Annotated in this window: 18 protein-coding genes and 1 pseudogene; 3 read left to right on the top strand and 16 right to left on the bottom strand. The window is 47.1% G+C overall.

What is annotated here, in order from left to right; translation table 11 throughout:
- The first annotated feature begins 103 nt into the window (after positions 1 to 103).
- The gene (locus tag ACE04G_RS22645; protein WP_486094837.1) at positions 104 to 3232 is read left to right on the top strand and encodes a hybrid sensor histidine kinase/response regulator; all 3129 of its coding nucleotides are present in this window, start codon (positions 104 to 106) and stop codon (positions 3230 to 3232) included.
- A gap of 246 nt (positions 3233 to 3478) precedes the next feature.
- Here the strand turns inward: ACE04G_RS22645 and ACE04G_RS22640 are convergent, their stop codons facing one another.
- From ACE04G_RS22640 to ACE04G_RS22600, 9 genes are all read right to left on the bottom strand, one after another.
- Positions 3479 to 4984 (bottom strand): malate:quinone oxidoreductase, encoded by a 1506-nt coding sequence (locus ACE04G_RS22640; RefSeq protein ID WP_036671812.1) that lies wholly within the window; start codon positions 4982 to 4984, stop codon positions 3479 to 3481.
- Between the two features lie 378 nt (positions 4985 to 5362).
- On the bottom strand, positions 5363 to 6331 hold the full coding sequence (locus ACE04G_RS22635; protein ID WP_449003770.1) for an ABC transporter ATP-binding protein: 969 nt from the start codon (positions 6329 to 6331) through the stop codon (positions 5363 to 5365).
- Positions 6328 to 7128, bottom strand: coding sequence for an ABC transporter ATP-binding protein (locus ACE04G_RS22630; RefSeq protein ID WP_221820141.1), 801 nt, complete (start codon positions 7126 to 7128; stop codon positions 6328 to 6330). Before ACE04G_RS22630 ends, ACE04G_RS22635 begins: the two co-directional genes overlap by 4 nt.
- Positions 7125 to 7979, bottom strand: coding sequence for a nickel transporter permease (gene nikC, locus ACE04G_RS22625; protein WP_076217106.1), 855 nt, complete (start codon positions 7977 to 7979; stop codon positions 7125 to 7127). The genes ACE04G_RS22630 and nikC overlap by 4 nt, the downstream gene beginning before the upstream one ends.
- Complete coding sequence (gene nikB / locus ACE04G_RS22620; RefSeq protein WP_062836581.1) at positions 7976 to 8923, bottom strand: nickel ABC transporter permease; 948 nt, start codon at positions 8921 to 8923, stop codon at positions 7976 to 7978. Before nikB ends, nikC begins: the two co-directional genes overlap by 4 nt.
- Complete coding sequence (gene nikA, locus ACE04G_RS22615) at positions 8923 to 10473, bottom strand: nickel ABC transporter substrate-binding protein (RefSeq protein ID WP_221820144.1); 1551 nt, start codon at positions 10471 to 10473, stop codon at positions 8923 to 8925. The genes nikB and nikA overlap by 1 nt, the downstream gene beginning before the upstream one ends.
- A gap of 250 nt (positions 10474 to 10723) precedes the next feature.
- On the bottom strand, positions 10724 to 11221 hold the full coding sequence (locus tag ACE04G_RS22610) for a hypothetical protein (RefSeq protein ID WP_449003769.1): 498 nt from the start codon (positions 11219 to 11221) through the stop codon (positions 10724 to 10726).
- Positions 11222 to 11233: 12 nt separating this feature from the next.
- Positions 11234 to 12520 carry a WXG100 family type VII secretion target gene (locus ACE04G_RS22605; protein ID WP_449003768.1) on the bottom strand — a complete coding sequence of 429 codons (1287 nt, stop codon included), beginning with the start codon at positions 12518 to 12520 and terminating at the stop codon, positions 11234 to 11236.
- Positions 12521 to 12706: 186 nt separating this feature from the next.
- The gene (locus tag ACE04G_RS22600) at positions 12707 to 13510 is read right to left on the bottom strand and encodes a DNA-binding protein (protein ID WP_449003767.1); all 804 of its coding nucleotides are present in this window, start codon (positions 13508 to 13510) and stop codon (positions 12707 to 12709) included.
- Between the two features lie 164 nt (positions 13511 to 13674).
- Between ACE04G_RS22600 and ACE04G_RS22595 the strand changes: the two genes are divergently transcribed.
- Entirely contained in the window at positions 13675 to 14022 is a 348-nt protein-coding gene (locus tag ACE04G_RS22595) for a helix-turn-helix domain-containing protein (RefSeq protein ID WP_339180784.1), read from the top strand.
- 75 nt (positions 14023 to 14097) lie between these two features.
- Here ACE04G_RS22595 and ACE04G_RS22590 read toward each other — a convergent pair whose 3' ends face one another.
- From ACE04G_RS22590 to ACE04G_RS22570, 5 genes and pseudogenes are all read right to left on the bottom strand, one after another.
- The gene (locus ACE04G_RS22590) at positions 14098 to 15792 is read right to left on the bottom strand and encodes a histidine kinase N-terminal 7TM domain-containing diguanylate cyclase (RefSeq protein WP_449003766.1); all 1695 of its coding nucleotides are present in this window, start codon (positions 15790 to 15792) and stop codon (positions 14098 to 14100) included.
- A gap of 535 nt (positions 15793 to 16327) precedes the next feature.
- Positions 16328 to 17077, bottom strand: a pseudogene (locus ACE04G_RS22585) (AAC(3) family N-acetyltransferase); the annotation flags it as partial.
- A gap of 160 nt (positions 17078 to 17237) precedes the next feature.
- Positions 17238 to 18656, bottom strand: coding sequence for an L-arabinose isomerase (gene araA, locus ACE04G_RS22580; protein ID WP_017691494.1), 1419 nt, complete (start codon positions 18654 to 18656; stop codon positions 17238 to 17240).
- Between the two features lie 272 nt (positions 18657 to 18928).
- Positions 18929 to 19624: an L-ribulose-5-phosphate 4-epimerase gene (locus ACE04G_RS22575; RefSeq protein WP_036611813.1), complete on the bottom strand. Its 696-nt coding sequence runs from the start codon at positions 19622 to 19624 to the stop codon at positions 18929 to 18931.
- A 1-nt stretch (position 19625) separates the two neighbouring features.
- Entirely contained in the window at positions 19626 to 21242 is a 1617-nt protein-coding gene (locus ACE04G_RS22570; RefSeq protein ID WP_449003765.1) for a xylulokinase, read from the bottom strand.
- A 434-nt stretch (positions 21243 to 21676) separates the two neighbouring features.
- Between ACE04G_RS22570 and ACE04G_RS22565 the strand changes: the two genes are divergently transcribed.
- Entirely contained in the window at positions 21677 to 22768 is a 1092-nt protein-coding gene (locus ACE04G_RS22565; RefSeq protein WP_221820289.1) for a GntR family transcriptional regulator, read from the top strand.
- A gap of 158 nt (positions 22769 to 22926) precedes the next feature.
- Here the strand turns inward: ACE04G_RS22565 and ACE04G_RS22560 are convergent, their stop codons facing one another.
- Together ACE04G_RS22560 and ACE04G_RS22555 are read right to left on the bottom strand one after the other, a co-directional pair.
- Positions 22927 to 23688, bottom strand: a complete 762-nt coding sequence (locus ACE04G_RS22560) for a leucine-rich repeat domain-containing protein (RefSeq protein ID WP_221820165.1) — start codon at positions 23686 to 23688, stop codon at positions 22927 to 22929.
- Positions 23689 to 23714: 26 nt separating this feature from the next.
- A complete protein-coding gene (locus ACE04G_RS22555; protein ID WP_221820167.1) occupies positions 23715 to 25658 on the bottom strand; it encodes a DUF6242 domain-containing protein in 1944 nt (647 codons plus the stop codon).
- Between the last annotated feature and the right edge of the window lie 55 nt (positions 25659 to 25713).

Below are 25713 nucleotides of genomic sequence, written 5' to 3'. Positions count from 1 at the left end.
TTAATCTATAATTTTACCATAAATCCTGACGTGGGACCGCTATCATTTAAATATAGAATCTATGTTCCGGTATTCAAAAAAATGTTCTTCTTTGGCGGAGGGCATGCAGGAATTTGAAGTAAACTGTCGAAAACTAAAGTCTGCCATGAAACCAATAACCTATAAAAAGATACCCCGATATGTAGTGCTGTCGATTCTATTCCTGACTATTTTACTTGGCTTTCGCTGGATATGGTCCGAGACTTTCACTATACCCGCACATCCTGAACCCATTGAAGGCTTGTTAGACCTTCGAGGCTGGGACCTCACCAACGCCTCACCCATATCTCTGGATGGAGAATGGGAATTTTACCCTAAGGCGTTGATCTCTAATCGTGACGCGAAAATGGATAACCTATCCACACGGATTCAAGTTCCCGGTGACTGGCGTAATGCATTACCACAATCCTCATCGTCATTCGGATATGGAACGTATCATCTTCGCATACTTTTAGATCCATCTGTGAAGGAAATCGCTCTCTGGGGTCAGAAAATCCAGACCTCATCGATCATCGAGATGAACGGGACCATTGTGGCCGAATTCGGCCAACCTGCCACTCATGCCGAAGCCTATCGACCAGAAAGGACTGCATTTACGACTTCCTATGTGCTTAACGGTTCTACCGAACTCAATCTTTTGGTGCAGACCGCCAATTTTGACGATCCTTATAGCGGAGGGATCACGCGCTCTCTCTATTTTGGTTCTCCAGAAGCCATTGGAAGTGAACGAGGATTGTCTATCGATCTGCAAAAGATCACGTTCGCCATACTGGTTTTGCACAGTTTATATGCTTTTGTCATGTTTCTGTTTATCCGGAAGGAACGAGCTCTGCTGACGTTCTCAATGCTAACATTGGTAGCTGCCCTAACGGTCGCCTCCGACCATGACAATCTGTTATTGAGTTGGATGCCACTCAACTTCACTTGGATCGTTAAGGCCAAAGCATTGTCCTATCCGTTGTTCGCATTCTTCCTTATACAGATGGCTAGAAGCTTCTCCCATAATCTACAAGGGCGTACACTGTTCCGTATCTATGCCAGCGTGCTTGGCGCTTACTGTTTATTTCTGCTAGTCGCACCAGTGACCCTGATCTACCATGTACTTGAGATTGGACTATCTGACATCCTTTATCTGTTTGCCATTGGCTGGTCTGTGTACCTGTTCTTCCGAATGGCAGCCGAGAAACGAAGTGACGCCAGCTTTTTGCTCTTTGCGGCAACTAGCAGCCTATCAAGCGTGTTATGGGGAATTGTGAACTCGCGTAGCGAGATCACCAACGTGTATTATCCGATCGATGTGATCGCGGCCATATTCGGCTTCTCCGCCTATTGGTTCAGGAAATACTTCCGCAATTCAAGTGAGATTGAGCAGTTGTACGAACAGCTCAAAGAGGAGGATCGGCAGAAGGATCAATTTCTTGTGAATACGGCTCATGAGCTGCGTACACCGCTGCATGGCATCATCAACATTGCTGAGAGTATTGCAGTCCGTGAACGGCGTAAATCAGGTGGGCAGCAGGCAGAAGACATGAAACTGTTAGTTACCATCGGTCGTCGCATGTCTCAACTCGTTGATGACCTCCTGGATGTCATTCGTTTGAAGGAAAAACGCATTACGCTTCAGAAGAAACCTTTATCTCTTGCATCTGTCATTCCAGGCGTGATCGGTATGTTCCGATTCATGGCAGAGGGAAGGCCTGTCCACATGAAGGTAGATATTCCTGAATCACTGCCTTTAATTCAAGCCGATGAGAGAAGACTCGTTCAGGTGCTCTACAACCTGTTGCATAATGCACTGAAATTTACCGATGAGGGTACGATTACCGTATCTGTCCGGGAAAATGGAGAAAGCATTGTAATTCAAGTCTCAGATACAGGTGTTGGTATAAGTGAGGAGATACAACAGCGAATATTCGAGGCGTATGAACAGGGGACCCCAGAGGCTCGTTTAAGCGGAGGAATCGGCCTCGGTCTTAATATCAGCAGGCAGCTCACCGAGCTCCATGGCGGTCAGCTCACCGTGCAATCTGTACCTGGACAAGGATCAACCTTCCAGATCTCGCTTCCACGGGAAGGTACCGCATCGCTATCGGACCAGACTGAGCAGCAATGGGACGCTCACAGCTTCGATGAAATTGCGATTGCAGAGCCGCAGCAGCAGACCATCTCTCAAGATAAGACTGCCGCAAGAATTCTTGCCGTCGATGATGATCCTGTAAACCTGCGAGTACTAGTCTCCATGCTTGCGAATGAACCATACCACATTCAACCAGCAGCTTCCGCACTTGAAGCACTAGAGTTGCTGGATAAGGAGCCTTGGGATTTACTGATTGCGGATGTCATGATGCCCCATATGTCCGGTTATGAATTGACCGAGAACGTACGCAAGCGTTATTCGGTATCGGAGCTTCCCATCCTGTTACTGACGGCCCGTAACGAACCAGCGGATGTATACGCCGGATTCATGGCCGGTGCTACGGACTATGTCACCAAGCCCGTGGATGCCGTTGAATTAAGGCATCGCATCGGGTCTCTGATCGTACTGAAACAATCCATTGATGAGCGACTGCGCATGGAAGCTGCTTACTTACAAGCACAGATTCAGCCACACTTCCTTTTTAATACGCTCAATTCAATCATGGTTCTTAGTGAGATGGACACGGAGCGAATGCAGAAGCTGGGTGACGCTTTTATCGAGTATCTTCAGACCAGCTTTCATTTCGTCAATTCGGAGAAAATGGTGGAGGTCACTCATGAGTTGGATCTTTCCCGCGCCTATCTCTACATTGAGAAAGAACGTTTCATGGACCGGCTAAATGTTATCTGGGATATTCCAGAGGATCTTGATCTGTCCCTGCCGCCACTCACCATTCAACCGCTCATTGAGAATGCTGTTCGACATGGTATTCTCAGCAAAGTGGAGGGTGGAACCGTGCATATCCGAATCATCAACCAAGCAGCGTCCACCTTGATTGAAATCGAGGATGATGGTGTGGGGATGCAGCCCGAGCAGATCGAGCGGGCACTGGCTTGGCCCAAGAAAGGTCCCGGCGGAACCGGAGGCATTGGATTAACCAATACACATCGCCGGTTGACCCAGATGTACGGACAAGGTTTGACCATCGTCAGCTCGCCGGGCCAAGGTACGAAAGTTTCCTTTGTCATCCCTTTGGACCGCAACATAGGAGTCTAAGCGATACGATCTTTCTATGACTCTACAGCCGTATGCTGTACTGTACGATCGGTATCCGTATGCTTTGTGTAAAAGGTCTACGGGGAACGCGATGATAGCGGACATGTTCAAGTTCAATTCCAAGCTCAAGTTCAGGTTCAGGTTCTGACATACCAAATAAACCAAAAGAGAGCTAGGCACGGGTTTCATCCCGGCTTAGCTCTCTTTTCTATGACTTCATTATGACCTAACACGATAAGCTAAACGTTATACGTGCATGACATGTTTTTCATCCGATAATCCCAGCGCCTTGGCTGTTGAAGAATGAACCTCTTTGAGAAGATCCAGATTCTCCACAAGGGATATGCCATAGGAAGGGATCATTTCCTTGATCTTCGGCTCCCATGCCTCCATATGCTGCGGGAAGCACCGCTGGAGAATCTCAAGCATGACCTGAACCGCGGTGGATGCACCCGGTGATGCACCTAACAAAGCCGCAATCGTTCCATCTGCAGATGTGACCACTTCCGTACCAAATTGCAACGTTCCCTTGCCACCTTGGACGGTATCCTTGATCACCTGCACACGCTGGCCCGCCAGAACCATATCCCAATCCTCGCTCTTCGCACCTGGAACAAAATCACGCAATTCTGCCATACGTTGTTCTTTGGATAACATCAGTTGTTGGATCAGATACTTGGTCAAAGAGATTTCTTTGACACCTGCTGCGAGCATCGTAAGCAGATTATGCATCTTAACAGACGTGATTAAGTCGGCATTGGAACCCGTCTTCAGGAACTTCGGCGAGAAGCCGGCAAACGGCCCGAATAGCAGCGACTTCTTATTGTCAATAAAACGAGTATCCAGATGCGGAACGGACATCGGCGGAGCCCCTACCGAAGCCTTGCCATATACTTTGGCATGATGCTGTTCCACGACTTTTTGATTTTTGCACACCATAAAGATCCCACTGACCGGGAATCCGCCGATATGTTTACCTTCCGGAATGCCCGTCTTCTGGAGCAAATGCAGACTTCCGCCGCCCGCACCAATGAAGACGAATTTCGCCTTATGGCGTTCGACTGCACCGCTCTTCAGGTTTTTCACGGATAATTCCCATTGTCCATCGCTGGTGCGTTTCATATTCTTCACGCTATGTTGGTAGTGGACGCCCACTTGTTGTTCCTTCAAATGTTTGATCAGCATACGCGTTAAAGCACCAAAGTTAACGTCCGTACCGGAGTCAATTTTGGTCGCTGCAACAGGTTCATTACTGGTACGATCTTTCATCATCAGCGGCATCCATTTCGCCAGCTCTTTCTTGTCATCCGAGAATTCCATGCCTGCGAATAGCGGGTGATTCGACAAGGAGTCATACCGTCTTTTCAAAAACTGGACATTGCTCTCTCCATGTACATAACTCAAATGAGGAATCGGCATAATGAAGTCCCGCGGATTACGAATCAGACGGCTATTGACGAGATAGGACCAAAATTGCTTTGAGATCTGAAATTGTTCATTCACTTTAATCGCTTTGCTAATATCTACGGTTCCGTCTGGTCGTTCAACGGTATAGTTAAGTTCGCACAATGCAGCATGCCCGGTTCCGGCATTATTCCATTCGTTGGAGCTTTCCTCTCCTGCAGTGGCTAGCTTTTCGAAAACCTTAATATTCCAGTCTGGTGCCAATTCTTTTAGCAAAGTTCCCAAAGTTGCACTCATAATTCCGGCACCAATCAAGATAACATCTGTACTCGTTTGTCCCTGGCTCATGTCTACCGTCCTTATATCCTATATTTGCCAAAAGGATGTAAGCGTTATCGATTTGGCATTTGCAGCAAGCCCATTCTTGAACGGGATCGCACCTTCTCTGAATGATTATAACCTTGATCTAGTGTATCAATAATATAGAGCAATTTAAATATGCAATTTCAAGATATTTGCTATTCCATCAGTATACGCTAGTTTACATCGGAACGTTAGCCCGGTTATAGGCCTGAAAGATATATTTGTTCAAAACAAAGAAAGGAACCCGGATTTAGGGGGACTTGGGTGATCAAATGGATGCACTAAAAGCCGCTCTCGAATCTCTTCGTAAGGCGGCTTCATATATAAATCAACGATTACCACGCCCGGCGTCTCCGGGAGTACTCAGAAAATTGAAATCAGTTCCTTTGTATACGGATGGCGTTCTTCAGCGAACAACGCATCTGCACCAAAACGGTCAACGATCTGACCTTCCCGCATAACGATGATCCGCTGGCTCATGCGATGTACCGCAGCCAGATCATGGGAGATGAACACGTATGACAGACCAAGCGATGTCCGTAAATCGGTGAGCAATTGCAAAACTGCTCCTTGCGAGATCACGTCCAGGCTGGCCGTCGGTTCATCCAGAACAACAACGTCCGGTTCAATGCCAATAGCACGTGCGATCGTGACCCGCTGACGCTGTCCACCACTGAGCTCATGCGGGTATCGTCCAGCCAAATCGCTCGGAAGCTCGACCGCTTCAAGCAGCTTTTGGACGTAAGCATCCTTCGACGTATAGGTAAAGTGGGACAGCTCGGCGTTCCGTCCAAGTTGTTCGTATGGATCAATCAGCGAATCAGCAATCTTGAGCTTCGGGTTTAGTGCAGCCATTGGATTCTGGAAAACAATCTGAATCTTCCGGCGATGTGGCCGCAACCGTCGGCCGCTCAGCCGTGCAATATCCTGTCCACCCAGTGTAATCGAGCCTGCATCTGCATCTTCGATCCTCAACAGACAGCGTGCGAGTGTACTCTTGCCGCAGCCGCTCTCCCCAACCAGGCCAAGGCATTCACCGTGGTTCAGAGTGAAGGAAATATCATTCACAGCCGGTCGGTCTGCACCTGCATACGTTCGGCTGAGATGTTCCACGTGAAGCACAGGGCCGCCGGAAATGCTGAGCGATGAAACGTTGCCTGTACCCGTGGTATCTATATCAGCATCTGTGTCTGCATGATCTGTATCTGTAATATCTATGACTGTACTGTCTGTGTCTGTATGGTTTAAGTCTCTAGCAAAATCATGGCTTCGCACACCGGAATCTTCGGACTGCACGAGTCCACGGCGTTTTTCATTTTCGTTCATCTTCATTCCGTTCCTGCCTCCTTCAAGCCTGACTTCAGCGAACGACTCAGGACGGGAGCCGCATCAATCAGCTGGCACGTATATTCATGCTGGGGATGGTCAAGAATGCGATGTTTTCCGCCAGATTCGACAATCTGCCCTTCCTTCATCACAGCCAAACGGCTGGCATAGCGGCGTACATGGCGCCAATCATGTGTGATAAACAGAATGGCACATCCCGTCTCCGCTTGTTTGCGTGCCAGCAACTCCAATACGCGATGCCCAGACACACTGTCCAGTGCCGTTGTTGCTTCATCTGCAATCAGCAGACGAGGAGACAGCATCAGTGACGTAGCAATTGAAGCCCGCTGAAGCTGTCCACCGCTCAACTGGAACGGATAGCGGCGCAGCAATTCAGCGCTAAGGCCAACCGATTCCAGCGCTTCCTCAGCCCTTTTCTTACGGAGGGCAGAAGACTTTTCCCCATGTACCTTCTGGTATTCATCAAAGTGCCCACCAATACTGCGAAATGGCGTAAACGCTCCCTGATAGTCTTGAAAAATATATGAGATGCGGCTTCCCCGCAGGGCACGCATCTCCTTTGGCTTCCGTTCGAGCAGGTTGCTGCCTTCGAACATCACTCTTCCTGACGCATGCAGGTTGGGCGGCAGCAGACGACCAATCGCTTGCGAGAGCAAGCTTTTGCCGCTACCGCTCTGTCCAACCAATGCCATGAACTCACCTTCGCGAACAGCCAGAGAGACTTGGTCTACAATAGTACGATCCCGACTGGAGATGCTTAGTTCTTCAATGGAGAGAATCATGGCTGCACCTCCTTCTTCACGTCAAACCGGTCTCGCAGATAGTCACCCAGCATGTTGGCAAGCAGGACTACCGAGACAATGGCAAGGCCCGGATAGATCATCAGCTCTGGCCGAGACTGGAAGTAGGGCCGTGAGTCGTTCAGCATCGCACCCCATTCAGGTGTTGGCGGCTGTGCTCCAAGGCCAATGTAGGACAAGGAAGAGATGAGCAGAATAATTTTGCCCAGATCAAGACTGGCCAGTACGAGCACATGGCCTGCGATATGTGGAAGCAGATGTTTTCTCATGATACGACCGTCCGAAAGTCCGTTGGTACGGGCAATCCGAATGTAATCCTTTTGTGACTCCGATAAAACTGTACTCCGAACGAGACGCGCATAGCTGACCCACTTTACGATTACAATCGCCAATACCAGATTACCGATTCCCGCGCCAAGCAGGCCACTGAGTACAATCGCCACGATGGTATCAGGGAAAGCAAGAAAGGCATCAGCGATCCGCATGAACAGCTTATCGACCCAGCCACGTTTGTATCCTGCGATCAAACCAAACGGAATACCGATCAGCAGTGCAGCACCGAGTGCCAGCAGACTATAACCCAGTGTTTGGCCGCCGCCAAGCAGCAGACGTGTCAGTACATCGCGGCCCAGATGGTCGGTGCCGAACGGATGGAGAGCACTTGCGCCCTGCAATCGTCCGCGCAGATCGGTTAAGGTATGATCATGTTTCAGAACTAAAAAGGCATATACGGAGGCCGCGATGACCAGCAGGGCAAATAGCAAACCAACGATCGCCTGCCAGTTATGTTTTTTAGATTTTGTAGGTGGAATGGGCAGGGGTATGGTTTTCATCGGTGGGCCTCCTTTTCCTTCAGTTTCATTTCAGGATTCAAATAACGGTACGATAGATCAACCGCCGTATTCACGAGAAATACCACGATAGCCATGATCAGAATGTAACCCTGAATCAGTGGATAATCACGCTGGCGGATGGCGTCAACGACAAGCTTACCGATGCCCGGATAAGCGAACAACACTTCAATCACAACAACTCCACCAATCAGGCTGCCGAGGCTGACGCCGAATACCGTAATGACAGGCGGCAGACTGTGCCGGAAGGCGTGAAGCATGAAGATCCGTCCTTCGGATAACCCTCTTGCCCGGGCGGACCGAACGAACTCCTGACTTAGTGAATCTAGCAGGCTAGAACGCAAAAGACGCACATAGACGCTGGAGATAGCGAGTCCCAGCGTCAGAGATGGCAGAATAAGTGAGGTGAATCCATCCCGGCCCATGGTCGGCAGATTGCCGAAGCGTACGCCGAACATGTCGATCAGGATTAGACCCAGCCAGAAGCTCGGCACCGCCGCACCCACAATGGAGAGCATCCGGCTGCCGCGGTCAATCCAACTGCCACGATGGAGCGCTGACAGCGAGCCGAGCGGGATCGCTATGACGAGCATGACCAGCAGTGCGCCTATCGTCAGTTCAGCCGTAGCTGGCAGCGCACGCATCAAGGTCTGCATGACAGGCTGGCCTGTCGAATACGATACACCGAAGTCGAGCCGAACGAAATCGAGCAACCAATTGCCGAACTGGACAGGAAGCGAATCGTTGAAGCCCATCTCCTCGCGTACAGCTTCGACCTGCTCCTGACTGACGGACAGTTCGTCTACGTTCAAGATCGTCAGCACGGGATCACCCGGAGCCAGACGAATGAACAAGAAGCTCACAAACATAATGAACAACAAAAAGATAAATACCTCAAGGAACTTCCGAAGCAAAATGCGAAACATTACATCACATCCAGCTTATTGGTAATCATGTAATATTCACTGCGGGTGGTAACCCAGTTCTTAATCTTCTTACCGTTATAGGCAACGATCGTACCAGGATGCAGCACGAATGAATTCAGCACGTTGTCATGCACGTAGTTGGCTGCCTTCTCAGCAAGCTCTGCGCGCTTTTCCGGTGCAACTGTGAGATTCAGTTCGTCGATGATCTTGGTCAGTTCTGGATCTTCCGATCCACTGAAGTTAAGAGCACCTTTCGGATGGTACGTCGCATTCAGATAATATCCAGCATCCCCACGAGGAGCTGTCAAATTACTGTAGGTCGCAATATCCCAGTCGCGGTTGGATGCCATATAGTCTTCCGGGGTGTCAATCTGGCGAATCTGCACGTCGATACCAATCTTCTTCGCATCAGACTGGAACACTTGAGCAATCAGTGGCAGATCGGCACGAGCTGAATACGTCAGCAGCGTCAGTTGCAGCGGCTTGCCATCTTTCGTCATCACGCCATTTTGCAGCTCGTATCCAGCTTCCTTAAGATAGTTCACTGCGGCGTCAGGCCCGGATTGCTTAGCAGTCTCTGCATAAGTTGGCGCGAACGGCAGCGATGGCAGAAATGGTCCGATAGCTGCTTCGCCGTAGCCGAGCAGGATCGTGTCGACGATACCCTGACGGTCAATCAGCGCATCCAACGCACGACGAACATTGAGGTCCTTCATACTCTCCCGCTGCATGTTCATCGTTAGCTGATGCACGCGGAATGTCGATGTCGACTCTACCGTCATGCCGTCCATCGCTTTCAGCGATTCAAGACTCTCTACCTCTGGACGGTATACAATATCTACCTGCCCAGATTTGAGCGCTAGTGTGCGGGCATTGGCATCTTCATTGAATGAGAACGTGATGGAATCTAGAGGCGATGCTCCGTCCCAGTATTCATCATAGCGATCCAGTTGCAGCTTGCTGCCCGGGGTAAAAGAGGTCAGTTTAAACGGGCCCGTACCAATGGGCTTGTTCACAACGTCCGGCTCACTCACGTCGATAATCGCCGTGTTCGGATTCACCAGCTCTGAAGCGAACTCCGGGAACGGCTGAGTTGTAGTGATCTCCAGCTTGTCGCCCTCGGCTTCAATCGTATCAATCTTCAGTGCGTTCTGAATCGCTACATTCTCTTCCAGCGCCCGCTCAAGGGATGCCTTAACGGATTCACCCGTCATCGGCTTGCCGTTCTGGAAGGTCACATCATCTCGCAGGTCAATCGTCCAATGCTGCCCGTCTTCGCTCTCCCAGCTCTCGGCGAGCCATGGAGCAACCGTCAGGTTATCTTCATCGAGACGAACCAGCGTTTCCGTAATGCCCGCGCGCAGCGGCACATAGCTGGAATCCACATGTGGATCTAGCGAACTGGTGGAGAAGTTATATAGGAAGTGAACATTTTTATTATCGGTGGATGGTTGCGCAGCGGGACTGGACTCAGATGATCCGCAGGCGCTCAACAGTCCAGCGCTCAAGGCCAAGGAGACCAGCGCTAGCAGTGGCGTCTTTTTATTCAAGGTAATGCCCCTCTCTCTTAATCGTAATCATTATGATCTAAACAATGAGTATTATCATATCGTAATGATTACGTTTTGACAAGAGTTATATTGGTGTTAGAACGAGAAAAAATCCGACTCTCGGATGAGAGCGGATTCTTCATGTTTTTTGTTACATAGAACTGGTGCCCACTCATGTCCAAAGAAAAGGACCGTCTCCGATTTAATACAATCAGGACGGTCCATGCAAACTTAAATTCATTTATACCCCTTAATTATCAACTCTCTCTAAAGCAATATCACTGATATCCTGTTCCTCAATATCCAGACCTCTCCAATAAGTTAATGGATACGCAGCATTACCTACTATCATTTCACCTTGTTTTATCGTGAAGCTCCCGCCTCTTTCTATGAATTTTATAATGGGTTCATACAAGTTAATATATTTAATTGCTTGATTTGTGCCTTGATCTGCTAGTTCTGTAATTTCTAAATAACAGTAGCAAATTGCCTTCATATACGGATTTTGAAGAATACCAAGATTCGGACAGGCTTGATATACTTTTTCATCTACAGTTTCACCAATAGTTTTAGCGAAACTAAATACGGGGTATCGATCTACTGACGTATCCATCTCATTTAAGAAATGATTGACCCGTCTAAGGTACTCTTTAATTAGAACATGGTATGACTCTAGTGAATTTTTCCCTAAATCTTCAAATGGAATGAACGATAAACGTTCTACAGCTTTATTTAATAAATGCCCCATACAATCCTCCATTTATTTAAACATTTTATTAAAGAAATATTCTTCGTAACCAGGAAATGCATTATTAGGTTGTTTCGGTGCGTTCTCGTGGGCTCCTGGTGGAAATCCATCATATCTCCCTTTTTCGTGATTCCATGATTCTAACGTACGATACTTTTGGCCTTGTGACATAAACTTTCGTTCAGCAAGTTCATGTTCAGCCAATTGCTTGAACCATGTTTTTTGCTCAATAGATAGCTCACCCTTTTGTGCCGTTTTCCATGCATATGCTATTTCATCATCAGCAATAAAGCGTTCCATTTTATACTCTTTACCACCAGGTTGAGGAACTTGATGTTTGCCAAAGAACAAGTGCTTTTTCATGCTTCTTATTTCATTAACGCTCATTCCTGTATTGGAAGCTACAACATCGACATCTTTCATTTTCAATTGTCTTATTGATTCATACTCTGCCTCTGCTGCTTTGTCATAATCTCTCATTCCCGATCCAGTGAACTTCTGACTTGCCTTTGTTCTCTCATTCGAGTCTGTCTGGATCTTCTCTGCCTTCGCCTTAGCAGTCTCAATATGCTGCTTAATCTTCGCCACAGCAGGATTAGAAGCTGGCAATCGATGAGGCCCTTTACCACCCGGCATGCTCCCTCGAACCATCTGAATCGCCATGAATATCTGACTAAACTTCAGAGAGGTCACCATCATCTGAGCATACTTATCTGATACAGGCTCTCCTGTCGTAGGATGAATCCCCATCTCAAACGCCTTGATCTGTAATGCAAAAATATCTTCCCCAGGCGGCTCAACGTTCACAGCTTGCATGCGATTAAAGTCCAGATTTCCCTGATCCCTCTGATAAGCCTGAAGGGCAGCCTGATCCGCAACACCATTCTCATTGACAGGCATCCATACCAACTTACCAAACATATTGATTTGCGCCATCCGATATCCCTTGTCACCCGAACCTGAATCACCTGTTGATTTGGTCATCATAGCTGCGGCACCGACTGCTCCAAACGCACCACCCAGACTTCCCTTCTGAGCATCTGCATCTTGGAAACGCGTGGCAATATCCTTCAATTCCTTGGATGTGTTCACCATACTCTCCAGCGCTTTATCCAGTATAGGTCGTGACTGCTCGAACTCATAGTAAAATCGCTCCTGCGTCGCGCCCATCCACATCATCTGAACGAACATGATCTGTCTCGTCAGATCACTTCGTATACTCTCTAACTGCTGTCTGGCTTGATCCACCTGATTCGATACGTGATGTAGTTGTTCAGGGGTAACTTTGATTGTACTCATAATGTTTCTCCGCTCATTCGAAATAGGATTATCCTATGTTAGCAGAAGTGTAATATGTAAACTATCCGGCTAACATCCTGATTTCACCATGGTAAAAACACAAGCCGTGCTCCTCATCGGTGCTATGGTCCTATATGCATATACCCACTTCAAGGCATATCCTACCAGTTTCAGTAAATACCTTTCCTACTTCATTTCCTCCAACATCCCACGATACAGTCCAATCTGCTCCGCTGTCGCCTCTTCGCGCAATGATTCCAACAATGCCGTGCACCTTATAAAATAACGATCCATCTCAAGCCTATCCACTAACCGAATTGCCTGCAAAATGAATTCCACGGCCTCCTGTGGTCTTCCCATCCACTGTTCATACAAAGCCCGCTGATAACAGTAATGGTACATATCATCGTTGTTTGAAGAATTCATTTCTCTGCCATCGCCCTGTATCTGATCCTCGAACACATGTATAACTCGATCAATCTGCCACCTATGCCGCACTGCTGCTTCCGTAATCACTTTCAGACCTGCCAACCATTCCTCCGGATGCTCAAGCAAAAAGTTCACAAACTCCTCCAGCAGCTCCACCTGCCCAGCTTCAATCTCAAGAGCATACCTATTCACCTGTGCCTTATGCCTGAACTCCTGCACCACCTGCATACCTACCTCATCCAGATCCTCCATCCATCCCAGATCTGCATATTGATCGATACATGCCCTCGCCTGATCCACCTGTCCCATCTTCTGGTGAGCCATACCCCGCATTGAGTGACTGAACCCATAATAGTAGACCATGGGCCGCTCGATGTGTACATGTGGTGCAGGCACTCCCTTTGACCGATACTCCTGCCGCTCTTCATGGATGGACTGCACACATTGATATAACATGTCCGCCCTCTCCATCACCTTGTTCCAATTTTCAAAAGCCACAGCCATCTCCAACATTTCAACAATGATGTCCGGTTTGAGTGATTTTAGGATAGAAGTTCGCAAAGATAATCCTCCTTAATTATCCATTTTTATATAATTGTATAGATAAACAAAAATGTGGTCAATATAAATTGTACTTATAAGTACTTTTATTTAATAAATCACTTTGCACTTATTAGTCTGTAACGATTCTATAACCTCTTCTAACCTTAAGTGGAGGTGATCAAATGAGTTTACCAGAGGACGTAGGAAATCGAATACGTGAGTTAAGGAAGGCAAAAGGCTGGACTCAGGAACAACTGGCGGAAGCAGCAGGTCTTCATTACAGCTATATTGGTGGAGTTGAACGGGGAGATCGTAACATTTCTTTGGAGACTCTTGAGAAAATAATGAATGGATTGCAGGTCAATGCTGAAGAAATCTTTAAATTTAAAGAAGACTCTGAGAACAAAAGAGCCTTGGATGAACATATAACTCTAATAAGTGGCAAAAGTACAGATACAATCGTATCATTGACCAAAATTAGCAAAGAAGTTTTAAATGCTATCGAAAAATCACATAAAATTTCCGATTAATATATCTTTACTAACATCATTCTTTAATACCAAAAAAGAGTGGATTACGTCTCCACTCTTCTCTTATTTCTCTTTTCAAATAACTTCCCGCTCAAACTCCGCAAACTCCACTCTGTTGCGCCCATTCTGCTTCGCCTGATACAAGGCCTTATCCACCGCAGTGAACAGCTGGGTCAAATACCCCTCCGGATTGTCCGGCACATGCACAACTTCAAAATCCTCAAAGGAAAGAATTCCAATACTAATCGTAATGGACACCTGCATAATCTCGTGATCCACCATAATGTGGTTGGACTCCACAGCTGTTCTCACGCGCTCCGCGATTTGGTTCGCCAGATCATGCTCCGTATGCGGAAGGTAGATCATGAACTCCTCCCCGCCATAACGCGTCAGGATGTCGGTGCTGCGAATCGATTGTTTGACGGCCTCCGCCGTGCGAACGAGCACTTCATCCCCGATAACATGTCCATAGCGATCATTGATCGCTTTGAAGTAGTCGATATCGAGCAGCAGGAGTGAGAATGGTGTTTTGTATTGAATATTGGTAATGACCTCATGATTCAGATGTTGGGTCAGATATCGACGGTTGTAACAGTTGGTTAAACTGTCCGTCAGGGCGAGTTCCTCCAATTTGCGATTGGCCTCGGATAACTCCTGACGTATCAGGTCTAGCGCCTGATTTCGCTCCTGAAGCGTTACGTTCTGGCGATTCATCTCTTTCACGTAGAAACGCTCCTGCGAGACATCCTGGAACGTGAGAATATGACCGATCGGCACAAGAGCCGAGTCCACAATCGGAGAAGATTGCAGGATATAGTGCCGGATATTGTTGTCTCGCTCCACGATCACTTCAATGTGAGAGAGGGTATTTTCTTTTTTCTTATAGTGATTCACGAACTCCCGACAGCTGCCCACAACATGTACAGACTCCAGAAAGGCTTCCATATCAAAAGAATCCCCCACATGCAGATCCATAAAGGATCGTGAGGCTTTGTTCGCTTCAACAATGACTTCATTCTCATCCAGTACCAGGATGCCGTAAGGAATGGTATTGATTACATCCTCATGGGCGATGGAGACCAGATCGAACACATTGTATCTTTTGATCACATAGACAAAGAACAGGTCCGATAGAAAGATCCCCAGCGAAGTCATGCCAGGAATGATCGGCAACCAGCGGGCTAGAACGACATTCAGAATCGCATCAATCGTTGCAAACACAGCCAACACCAAGATGCCCCACAGGGTGATTCTCACCTGTTTTTTGATCATGGCAGACGTCTGCGAAGAATACACCGCCCGGAATAGAACCACGAGAGAAGTCAAGAAATAGCTCACCAGAATAGTCATCACAACCCAGAACCAAAGACCGTAATCCCGCTCGATGTAACCGCCCTCCAGTGGAATGACGAATTCGTTCCATGGATTTGCGACCACACCTATAGCCCCGATCACCGCAGGGACAAATAGCAAGAAGGTTCCTTTTGCACTCAAACGCTCTGAATAACCGGTAATAAAGATCGTCAGTAGAAGCCACCCGCTCCCAAGCAAGGAGACCGCAACGAAAGATAAGGTAACATAGAATAACTGCAGACCGGATTCATCCGTGAGCGTACTCGCAAATTGACAGAAAGGCCAGAGCATCATCAACCCGTGAAACAAAAAGTACACCTTATGTAAGTTCGTAATCCTAACCGTGGCAAACACATATACACCTATACCAAACAATAGGACAAATAAAAAGAGATCATACCATACTAAAGGGTTCACGAATCTTCTCCTTCTTAGATGCTACAATGACAACGTGGTTGTTCATGATTCTATGTGATACTTATATAAAACTTCAATAAACACCTATACAATTCTGCTACGCCAAACTTACTGGTTAATTTAACCATATCTTATCACACCACCATAAGGGTGAGTAGCCCATACACTGGAAGTCCGACCAACCTCTGATTGAAATGCTGATCTATTTTGCTCTTATGTGAAGGAATCTGACTGTTCCACAAAAAAACCGCCCATATCCAACTGAGCGGCCAGCCAGCAACCTGTTTTATTCAAATGATCCAAACCATTCGCGGAGTTAATCTCTCCGACAGTAGTACTTCACCTGTTGATCAGGCTGCATCTACTCTTCTCGTATGATGGCTATGACTTGCTCATGATTAAGTAACCGTTCGCCTTCAGCGACCTGTTTCTCTGCGACTAACAGCTCCGATTGCAGCTTATAACGCGCCTCGTTTCTGAGGTATGCTTCATGACTCATCCCAACTAGATCTACTTCACAATTAGGTGAATGGAATGGTTCGTTGTCCGAAAATAAGTCCGGATTGTCCTTCAGCATCTCCGTGATTACCTCTGCGGTCCTAGCCGCATCACATACTCTTACAACCGCATCCCCGAGTCGTCCTTTATGCATCGCACCTTCGCGAACCAGTACCTCGTCTACTTTCCAGAAATGCTCCGACCATGGCAATCCACAATGTCTGCGGGATGGCACTGAAATCTGGCTTCCATCTGGTAAAACCGTATACAGCATCTCATGCTCGTCCGTCATTCTGCCAGGGATGTCCACCCACTCTTCGACCCCATGGATAAATGTATTCCGCTTCAAATCAACGCCTACTAATAAGATCGTCGCTTTCCGATCTAGCAGTTTCCCCCATGCTGAACCTCTCGCACACGGTGTATCGAAGAGATGATCGTCCTTTGTAAACGCCTCTGCGTCCCGTCCCAGTGCCGCTACCGAGTGCGTCGGGTGCCACGAACGAACCACGCCCGGCCGTTTACGAAAAAGTTCAGGCAGAATGCCCACACAACAGGTAGAGTTTTCCACGTGGAACATTGGGTTATCCGCATTAATGGTAGACCATGTATGGGTGGGAAGCACCAGCAATCCGTCCTTCATATAGTCGCTAAAGGCATCCAACACCGTGTCCGCTCCACCTTCAACCTCGCCTATACTTTTCATTGAAGAGTGAACAAGCAACGTGCCTTGCCCATCCAAACCGAGCTGCTCTAGTTGCTGCATCAAGCTTTCTTTTGTATACATGTCTTTCCTCCCTCATTACATATCCCTTTTCGATGAAAAAGCAAATCCTTGCTCAGCTTCACATCATGCTTCTCAGCATAACAAACAAAGGGCCGAGGGTTAACCCCCGGCCACAGAGAAAAAATTTGGTTGAGTTCAGGCAGTAGCTGCCACTCCACTTTTACTTAATAATAACGTACTCCAGATTCACCAGCTTCGCATACGTCACGATCTGATCTGTGGTCAGGTTCAAGGATACAACCGTATGGTGACCACCACCATTTTCGATCCATGCTTTTACCCCGTCCTGGAAGTTCGGCTTCACGCTCCACAATACACGCGCTACCGGCAGGTTAGGTGCTGGAACGGTTGGCTCAAATGCAGATACTTCATTGATCAGCAGTTTGTAATGAGTACCGAAGTCTGCCATGGATACCACGACACCTTCGCCTGCTTTGCCGTCGAATACGAGACGTGCCGGATCTTCACGATCGCCAATACCCAGTGGGGACACGATGATTCTTGGTTTCGTGCTAGCCAGTGTAGGGTCTACTTCAAGCATGTGGGATTGCAGGATAGCTTCCTGTCCAGCAGCCATCTCGTATGTGTAATCTTCCATGAAGCCCGTGTTCTCGTTATGGGCCATGATTTTCAGCAAGCGATCCAGCGCAGCCGTTTTCCAGTCACCCTCACCGGCAAATCCGTACCCTTGAGCCATCAGGCGTTGTACAGCCAGACCCGGAAGTTGTTTCATGCCATGCAGATCTTCGAAGTTCGTAGTAAAGGCACTGTAACCACCTTCGTCCAGGAAACGTTTAATGGCAATCTCATAGCTCGCTTGCACACGTACACTGGCTTCCCAAGCTTCCTTGCTGTTCGTGCCATAATCGAATTCGTAGAGGTCTCCATACTGAGCGATCAGATCATCGATTTCCTGCTCTGTTACGGCGTTCACGTATTGCACGAGGTCGCCAATGCCGAAGTAATCAACCGTCCATCCGAATTGGATCTGTGCTTCTACTTTATCGCCTTCGGTCACGCCCACGTTACGCATGTTATCACCGAAGCGCGCTACTTTGATGTTAAAGCTTTCATTATAAGCTACCGCTACGTCCATCCAGTCAGCAACCTGTTGTTGCACTTCTGGGCGCTCCCAGTAGCCAACAACGATTTTATTTTGTTTTCTCAGACGGGCATTAATGAAGCCGTATTCGCGGTCACCGTGTGCCGCTTGGTTCAGGTTCATGAAGTCCATATCAATGGTTGCCCACGGAATGCTTTCATTAAATTGCGTTGCCAAGTGCAGCAAAGGTTTTTGCAGCAATTTTGTACCACGAATCCACATTTTCGCCGGGGAGAACGTATGCATCCATGTGATGACGCCCGCTACTTCGTCGCGGTAATTGACTTCTTTCATCGTGCTCGTGATTTTATCTGCGCTTACCGCCAGATCCTGCAATACGAGCGGGTACGGCAGTACGCCGCTTGCATTAAGGGCATCCGTAATTTTCTGTGCGTTGGCTTTTACTTCACCCAGTGCTTCTTCTCCGTACAAGTGCTGTGAACCGACCACAAACCAGAATTCTTTTGCTGCTGACATATAATCATCCTCATTTCATTATTTTATAGTTGAACCAATGGGTTTACACTAGCACACTGCGCAGCCAGAATAATCTTTCGATCGCTGGTTATCCCCGGATTTTTTTGATTCCCTTTTTTAAAGGGAAAATCCTGTGATAAACGCGAACGCTCCGCTTCTCCAGCTTTCTTCTGTCTTCTCCGTTATCGTGTAAAAAGTATAGTTGAACAAATCATTCCCACACTAAACCACTTGGAAGCCAGAACATGCTTCCAGTCACTGTTATAACCTAATTACTTCTGTCCGTAATACGCGTCTTTTCCGTGTTTTCGCAGATAGTGTTTATCCAAAATGCCTTGTGGCAGTTCTTTCGCGAAGTTATTCAATTGCCGCGCGTACAGGTTCATTTTGCACACTTCCTCCAGCACGACACTGTTTACCACCGCAGACTTGGCATCTTTCCCCCACGTAAACGGTGCATGACCATGGAGCAGTACTGCTGGAACTGCCATAACATCAATCCCACGCTGCTCAAACGTTTCAATAATGACGCGCCCTGTCTCCGCTTCGTATCCACGATCAACCTCATCCTGATTCAGGAAACGCGCACAAGGTACCGCCCCATAGAAGGTGTCTGCATGCGTGGTGCCCATCACAGGTACGTCCAGTCCGGCTTGCGCCCAGATGGTCGCCCACGTGGAATGTGTGTGCACGATGCCACCAATCTCCGAGTAATGCTTATATAATACTGCATGTGTTGCGGTGTCCGAGGAAGGTCTCATTTCTCCCTCCACTACGTTACCGTCCAGATCAACCACAACCATGTCGCTTGCTTTCATCGTATCGTAGCTGACGCCACTTGGTTTGATCACGAACAGACCGCTTTCCCGATCAATTGCACTGACGTTACCCCAGGTGAATTTTACAAGTCCGTGCTTTGGCAGTTCCAGATTCGCCTGGAATACCTCTTCTTTCAGTTGTTCTAACATGTTATTCCCTCCCGTTCTCTACCAGATGATCTACAGCTGCTTGCTCAATCGCAAGCCCACTCCGGTAGCGTTCGATAAATGCTTCAAACCCTTTCACATCGGATGCATCCGGCGCCACTTCGACTCCCTCAACATCGTTAAAGACCTTCTGCTCCAGGAACACATCCAGGCTCTCCTCTTGATCCTTGTTGATCATATACGAAGCCAGAAGTGCCATGCCCCATGCGCCGCCTTCACCAGCGGTAGACATTACCGACACGGGTACGTTCATCGCAGCGGCTACAATACGTTGTCCGACAACAGGGGTCTTGAACAGGCCACCGTGAGCCAAAATGCTGTCAATGGCTACATTCTCTTCTTCCGTCAAAATGTCCATACCCAGCTTGAGTGCACCGAAGGCACTGAACAGATGTGTCCGCATGAAGTTCGCCAGATTGAAGTTGCTTTCCGGGGAGCGGACGAACAATGGACGGCCTTTCTCAAGTCCCGTAATGTTCTCACCCGAGTAGTAACCGTAGCTGAGCAAGCCACCACCATCAGGGTCTGCCTCCAAAGCCTTCTTAAACAACACGTTAAACAACTTGGCGTTATCCACTTCATATCCCATTGCTTGAGAGAATTCACGGAACAGTCCAACCCATGCGTTGATATCACTTGAACAGTTGTTGGCATGCACCATCCCTACTGGACTGCCATCCGGCGTGGTGACCATATCGATCTCGGGATACACTTTGGACAATTCCTTCTCTAGTACGATCATCGCAAATACGGATGTGCCGACGGAGATGTTCCCCGTACGTTTTCTCACGCTATTTGTTGCCACCATACCCGTTCCGGCATCGCCTTCTGGCGGGCAGAGCGGAATGCCTGCTTGCAGATCATGCGAAGGGTCGAGCAACTTGGCTCCCGCTTCCGTTAGCTCACCTGCATTCTCACCCGCGAGATATACCTTGGGCAGAAGGTCCTCAACTTTCCACGGATAACCTTTGCCTGCGATCTGTTCGTCGAACTGTTGGATCATGGATGGATGATAGTTATGTGTAGACTCGTCAATTGGGAAAATGCCTGAAGCATCGCCGATCCCAATCGCCTTATTGCCCGTCAGCAACCAGTGGATGTATCCAGCCAAAGTTGTCAGGTGATCGATCTGTGGCACATGCACCTCTTCGTTCAAAATCGCTTGGTACAAGTGGGCGATGCTCCAGCGTTCCGGAATATTGAATTGCAGAAGCTCTGTCAGCTCTCTTGCAGCTGCTCCCGTCGTAGCATTACGCCAGGTGCGGAAAGGTACCAGCAGTTCGCCCGCCCTATCCAAAGCGATATATCCGTGCATCATGGCCGAGAATCCGATAGAACCAACCGTTCGCAGCGTAATTCCATATTTCTGTTCCACATCTTGCTTCATCTCACGATAAGCCGTTTGCAGACCTGTGATGATATCCTCCTGGTTGTACGTCCAATATCCATCTTTCAGGAGGTTCTCCCATTCATAACTGCCTGACGCGATGGTCTCAAAACGTTCGTCAATCAACACCGCCTTAATCCGCGTTGATCCAAATTCAATTCCAAGTGAAGTAGCGCCCTTGGTAATGGCTTCTTTCAAATCCAATTGACTCATAATCACGTGTATCCCCTCTCCGGTCGCGATTTCCATCCCAAAGGATGCATATATAAGGTGAAGCTTCTACTTATGGCAGTAGCTAATAATGAAATTTTGTATAAATGCTTCCTGTTGTGTTTTCAAAGAATGCGCTTTCCTTTTCTAACAGCCTTAGTATATTTTTTGTACGTACATTTGTCAATAATATATAATAGTTATACTTACAAAGGGTACATAATGCACTTTATTTGATGATTGAAAGGTCTTATAAGGTCATAAAACGGGTATGTTGTAAGGTACACCTCTATTTAAAAAGGCCGGATATGTACGGTTTATTTCAAAAATTGTGCTGTTTTATATGCATCTTATCTGAATCATGCTAAAATATGTACGTACAACTATTTGAACAATAACGTTTATATAGATGAGTAACGATGAAAGAAGTGGACTACGTGAAGCCAAAATACCAGGTCATCATTGATGATATAAAGAGTCATATCCTCTCGGGGACATATAGCATAGGCGAACAGATCCCCACCGAGTTGGCATTACAGGAAAGCTACACCGTAAGTCGCCAGACGGTGCGGAAGGCTATTTTAGAGTTGTCAAACGAAGGATTTTTACGAAGCGAAAAGGGGTCAGGGACCTACGTTAGCAATCAGTATCGATCACGATCAGGCGTAAACACGTCGAAGAAAACGATTGGTGTGATCACGACATACATCTCGGATTACATCTTTCCATCCATTATCCGTGGCATCGAGAGTCGTCTGAATGAGGACAACTACTCGTTACTGCTGGCCAGCACCAATAATGATGTGGCACAGGAGAAAAAAGCCCTCGAAATGATGCTCTCCTACGGCGTGGATGGCCTGATTGTCGAACCGACCAAAAGTAATCTGTACAATCCCAACATTGCGTACTACCTGTCCTTCAAGGAGCAGGATGTGCCGTTTACGATGATTAATGCATTTTATGAGGAGCTGGAGGTTCCGTTCTTCTGCCTGGATGACGTGCAATCCAGTTATCTTGCCACTCGGGAATTGATCTCTAAAGGCCATACCCAGATCGGCATTATTGCCAAAATGGATGATCTACAAGGCAAGTACCGGATGAAGGGGTACATCAAGGCGCTGGGTGAAGCGAAGTTACGGTTCCATCCTGAGCAAGTGCTTTCCTTTGATACCGCATCGAAACCGGATTTATCTTATAATGTAGCCACGTATCTGGACGAAAACAGGGATGCGCTCACCGCGATTGTCTGTTACAACGATGAGGTGGGACTGGAGGTCGTGAACGCCTGTAGGCAACTCGGCATCTCGATCCCGGATGAGTTATCCATCATTGGGCAGGACAATTCGTATATTGCCAAGAACGCCAACATCCGGCTAACAACGCTAACCCATCCCCAAGAGCAAATGGGCCGCGATGCTGCCGACTGGGTGATCAAGAATCTGCAAGGCAAAAAGGATCTGCCAACGAACACCTACTATCAGCCGGTGCTGGTTGAGGGGGAGACGGTGAAGGAGATCGTAGTGGAATAATATTGTTGTGGGACGAGCGTTAAGTTGTTACCGAGCGTTTCTGTCCAACATACTTAAAGAAGGCCGTCAGAATATCTGCGGCCTTCTTTGTTTTTGTTCAATATAATGAGGGATTAACTTCTTTCTTACATATACATATACATTTTCTCTAATCAAAACTACTTCGCCTGACCCTCTTCATCGCTTATCAGACTTACAACGACGCCTTTCTTCTCCAAGTTTTTCACAACCTGCTCTGCACGCTCATTCAACGGATTGTTAGCCAAATATACCTCTGTTAGATGTGGGATGGTTTCGAGCACTGTAATATCCTCGATGAGGTTATCTTCTACATATAGATACTCCAAGGTCGGATGATTTTTTAAAGGAGTCAGATCCTGAATTTTATTATCGTTCATAATGACCCATTCCAGCTTTAACTTCTGAAGAGGACTTAGATCAGTCACCTGATTACCACTGGCGAGTAGACTGGTCAGCTTACGCATATTTTTTAATGGAGCCAGGCTTTTGATTTTGTTATCGTCCATAACCAGATTTTGCAGATTAGTTAGACCTAAAAGTGGTGAGATATCTGCAATCTGATTGCCTTCAACAGCTAAGAACGTCAATTTTTTCAACTTGTGGAGTGGCTTAATATTTTTTATATTTTGATCAGGCAAGAATATATCCGTCATATTAACGGCATGTTCAAGACCTTGCAGGTTAGAAATCTTACTTTTTAATTCCATAGCATATAGAGATTTTAATTTTTTCAAATCGGCAGCCTTTATTTCCTTCTTAGCCGACATCTTCAGATCTGCTCGAATAACTTTGGCCAGGACCGGGTCTTTGATAAGCGATGCAGCCGAGATAATAGTGGTCGGTAATAGTACAAAAACCAAACATAAAACGATCATACTTTTGATGAATTGATTACGCATATAGATTCTCCCTTTAAGCATCTTAATTAGTGGCTCCGTTTCAAGGAGTTGAGGTCAGCCGTAACGATTTTACCTGTATTTCCAAAGACGTACACTTTCCCTTTAAACTCCACCGCATCGTACCAATCGTCTACCGTCAAGACATCCTGCTTGGTCCATTTCTCAGCGTCATCGGAAAGGAAGATGGAACCTTCACTGCCGACAGCAATGAAGAGATTGCCCACGTATGAGATGCCAAAGAATCCAGTGTTCATTCCACGAGCATATAATTCATCACGGAACTCTGTCCTCGCCCATTTCTTACCGTCCTCTGAAGTCAAAATAACCGCACTCTGTGCATTCCCATAGTAACTGGCAGTGGTCACGACAAATTTTCCGTCACCCCATACCACATCGAAATTATGTCCAGGAAATCGTGCCGGGATTTCGTTCCACTTCAGACCATCCTCGGAGACGAGCAAAAGTCCTTTTTCTCCAACGGCTACCAGTGTTGTGCCGTTTGATGCCATCGCATTGATTTTTTTCTTTACATTAGTGTTTAGGATCCTCCACGTCTTCCTATCCTTGGAAGAAAGAATCGTGCCGGCCTCACCTGCCACGTAATACGTATTATTGGCATACAGCACGCTCGTAAGTGATTGAGTTGTCGGGGATTTAATGTCCTTCCACTTTCCCCCATCAACAGAGGACATCATCTTCCCGTTATCTCCTACCGCAAAAAAGTCCTTCCCTGACCATACAACTCCCCGAAGTGGATACGCTTGATCCACATAAGAAGATTGCCATTTGCCAGCCGTGTTCATCTTTGCAGAACCCTGCGAGCTGACGGAAAGGAAGTTAAGCTGGCTAAGATACCCACCCACCAGCACCAGCCTATCCTTGCTCACTGCTGCTTCATATACGTTACTCGGAAGCACAAAAGGATATCGCTTTGTCAGCTTCCATTTGCGCCCATCCGCAGATGTTTGAATACCAGCATCCGTAATCGTTATATACTGTTTGCCGTTGTGAATGGTAAAAAACGGGTTCTGCTTAGGGCTAGTTGCAAACCCAGCATCGCTCCAGCTCTTACCATCCTTGGATGTCCAGTTGACCTCCTTCAGGACATGATTGGCTTTATTCACATATTCAAAACCAAAAATATAAAACCTGTCCTTTGCCCAGTACACCTTGGACCAAAAGGCTTTAGAAGATATGTATGTCCATTTCAGTCCATCCTTCGAGGTCATGATCGTTGCATCCCCTACAGCAACAAAAACTCCACCGCCATAGGTCATATCCCAAACTTGCTCATAATTAGGCTGATTGGTCTTCACCTTTTTCCAGGTGATTCCGTCTTTGGATACCGCTACGACTCCGCCTTCATAACCTTGAGCCACGAAGGTATTATTGCCCCATGCTACGGCTGTAAAATTGGTGGAGATACCTGTTTTTCGCTCGGTCCACGTTAATCCATCCTCTGAAGAGAAAATCTTTCCTTCATATGTTGTTCCACCAACTGCAATATATCGTTTCCCGTTCCATACGGCGTCTTTTAAAAATCTTATATGTATTGAATTATTTAACTTCTCCCATGACAGACCATCAGTGGATGTCCATACGGTTATGATATCTGCTTCCTCACGAAAACCCATGAATTCTGACTTTCCATGAATAATCAAACTAAAATCTACTGGATTCCCGGTATAGATTGTCTTCCATGTAACTCCGTCCTTAGAGGTTTTCACATAACCTCCGGCAGCTGGCATCATATAAATCCCTCCACCATAGGCAATGGAATGGGAAACTCCACTATTTAACTCATCCAATGAAGACCAATTAAGGCTCAACTGACTTTTTACTACAGCATCCTCAATGTTCGCAACTTCACCCTCTGCCTGGGCAGGATGTACAGAAATTAGGGAAAACAGCAGAATCGTAGTTAACAGCAGAGGTATTACTTTTAGTGAAAAAACTAGTGTGCGACTCATAGTTATCTCCTTACATTATTTAATACTAGAAATATACCATGATCTGGAATGCAAT

The sequence above is a fragment of the Paenibacillus sp. AGC31 genome (genome assembly GCF_057334655.1).
The sequence above is the reverse complement of the archived record's forward strand: the minus strand, read 5'-3'. Positions and strand labels throughout refer to the sequence as shown.

Excerpts from the sequence above, each read along its gene's own strand:
- ACE04G_RS22645 (WP_486094837.1), top strand. The coding sequence starts at position 104 with ATGCAGGAATTTGAAGTAAACTGTCGAAAACTAAAGTCTGCCATGAAA.
- ACE04G_RS22640 (WP_036671812.1), bottom strand. The coding sequence starts at position 4,984 with ATGAGCCAGGGACAAACGAGTACAGATGTTATCTTGATTGGTGCCGGA.
- ACE04G_RS22635 (WP_449003770.1), bottom strand. The coding sequence starts at position 6,331 with ATGAAGATGAACGAAAATGAAAAACGCCGTGGACTCGTGCAGTCCGAA.
- ACE04G_RS22630 (WP_221820141.1), bottom strand. The coding sequence starts at position 7,128 with ATGATTCTCTCCATTGAAGAACTAAGCATCTCCAGTCGGGATCGTACT.
- nikC (WP_076217106.1), bottom strand. The coding sequence starts at position 7,979 with ATGAAAACCATACCCCTGCCCATTCCACCTACAAAATCTAAAAAACAT.
- nikB (WP_062836581.1), bottom strand. The coding sequence starts at position 8,923 with ATGTTTCGCATTTTGCTTCGGAAGTTCCTTGAGGTATTTATCTTTTTG.
- ACE04G_RS22610 (WP_449003769.1), bottom strand. The coding sequence starts at position 11,221 with ATGGGGCATTTATTAAATAAAGCTGTAGAACGTTTATCGTTCATTCCA.
- ACE04G_RS22605 (WP_449003768.1), bottom strand. The coding sequence starts at position 12,520 with ATGAGTACAATCAAAGTTACCCCTGAACAACTACATCACGTATCGAAT.
- ACE04G_RS22595 (WP_339180784.1), top strand. The coding sequence starts at position 13,675 with ATGAGTTTACCAGAGGACGTAGGAAATCGAATACGTGAGTTAAGGAAG.
- araA (WP_017691494.1), bottom strand. The coding sequence starts at position 18,656 with ATGTCAGCAGCAAAAGAATTCTGGTTTGTGGTCGGTTCACAGCACTTG.
- ACE04G_RS22575 (WP_036611813.1), bottom strand. The coding sequence starts at position 19,624 with ATGTTAGAACAACTGAAAGAAGAGGTATTCCAGGCGAATCTGGAACTG.
- ACE04G_RS22570 (WP_449003765.1), bottom strand. The coding sequence starts at position 21,242 with ATGAGTCAATTGGATTTGAAAGAAGCCATTACCAAGGGCGCTACTTCA.
- ACE04G_RS22560 (WP_221820165.1), bottom strand. The coding sequence starts at position 23,688 with ATGCGTAATCAATTCATCAAAAGTATGATCGTTTTATGTTTGGTTTTT.
- ACE04G_RS22555 (WP_221820167.1), bottom strand. The coding sequence starts at position 25,658 with ATGAGTCGCACACTAGTTTTTTCACTAAAAGTAATACCTCTGCTGTTA.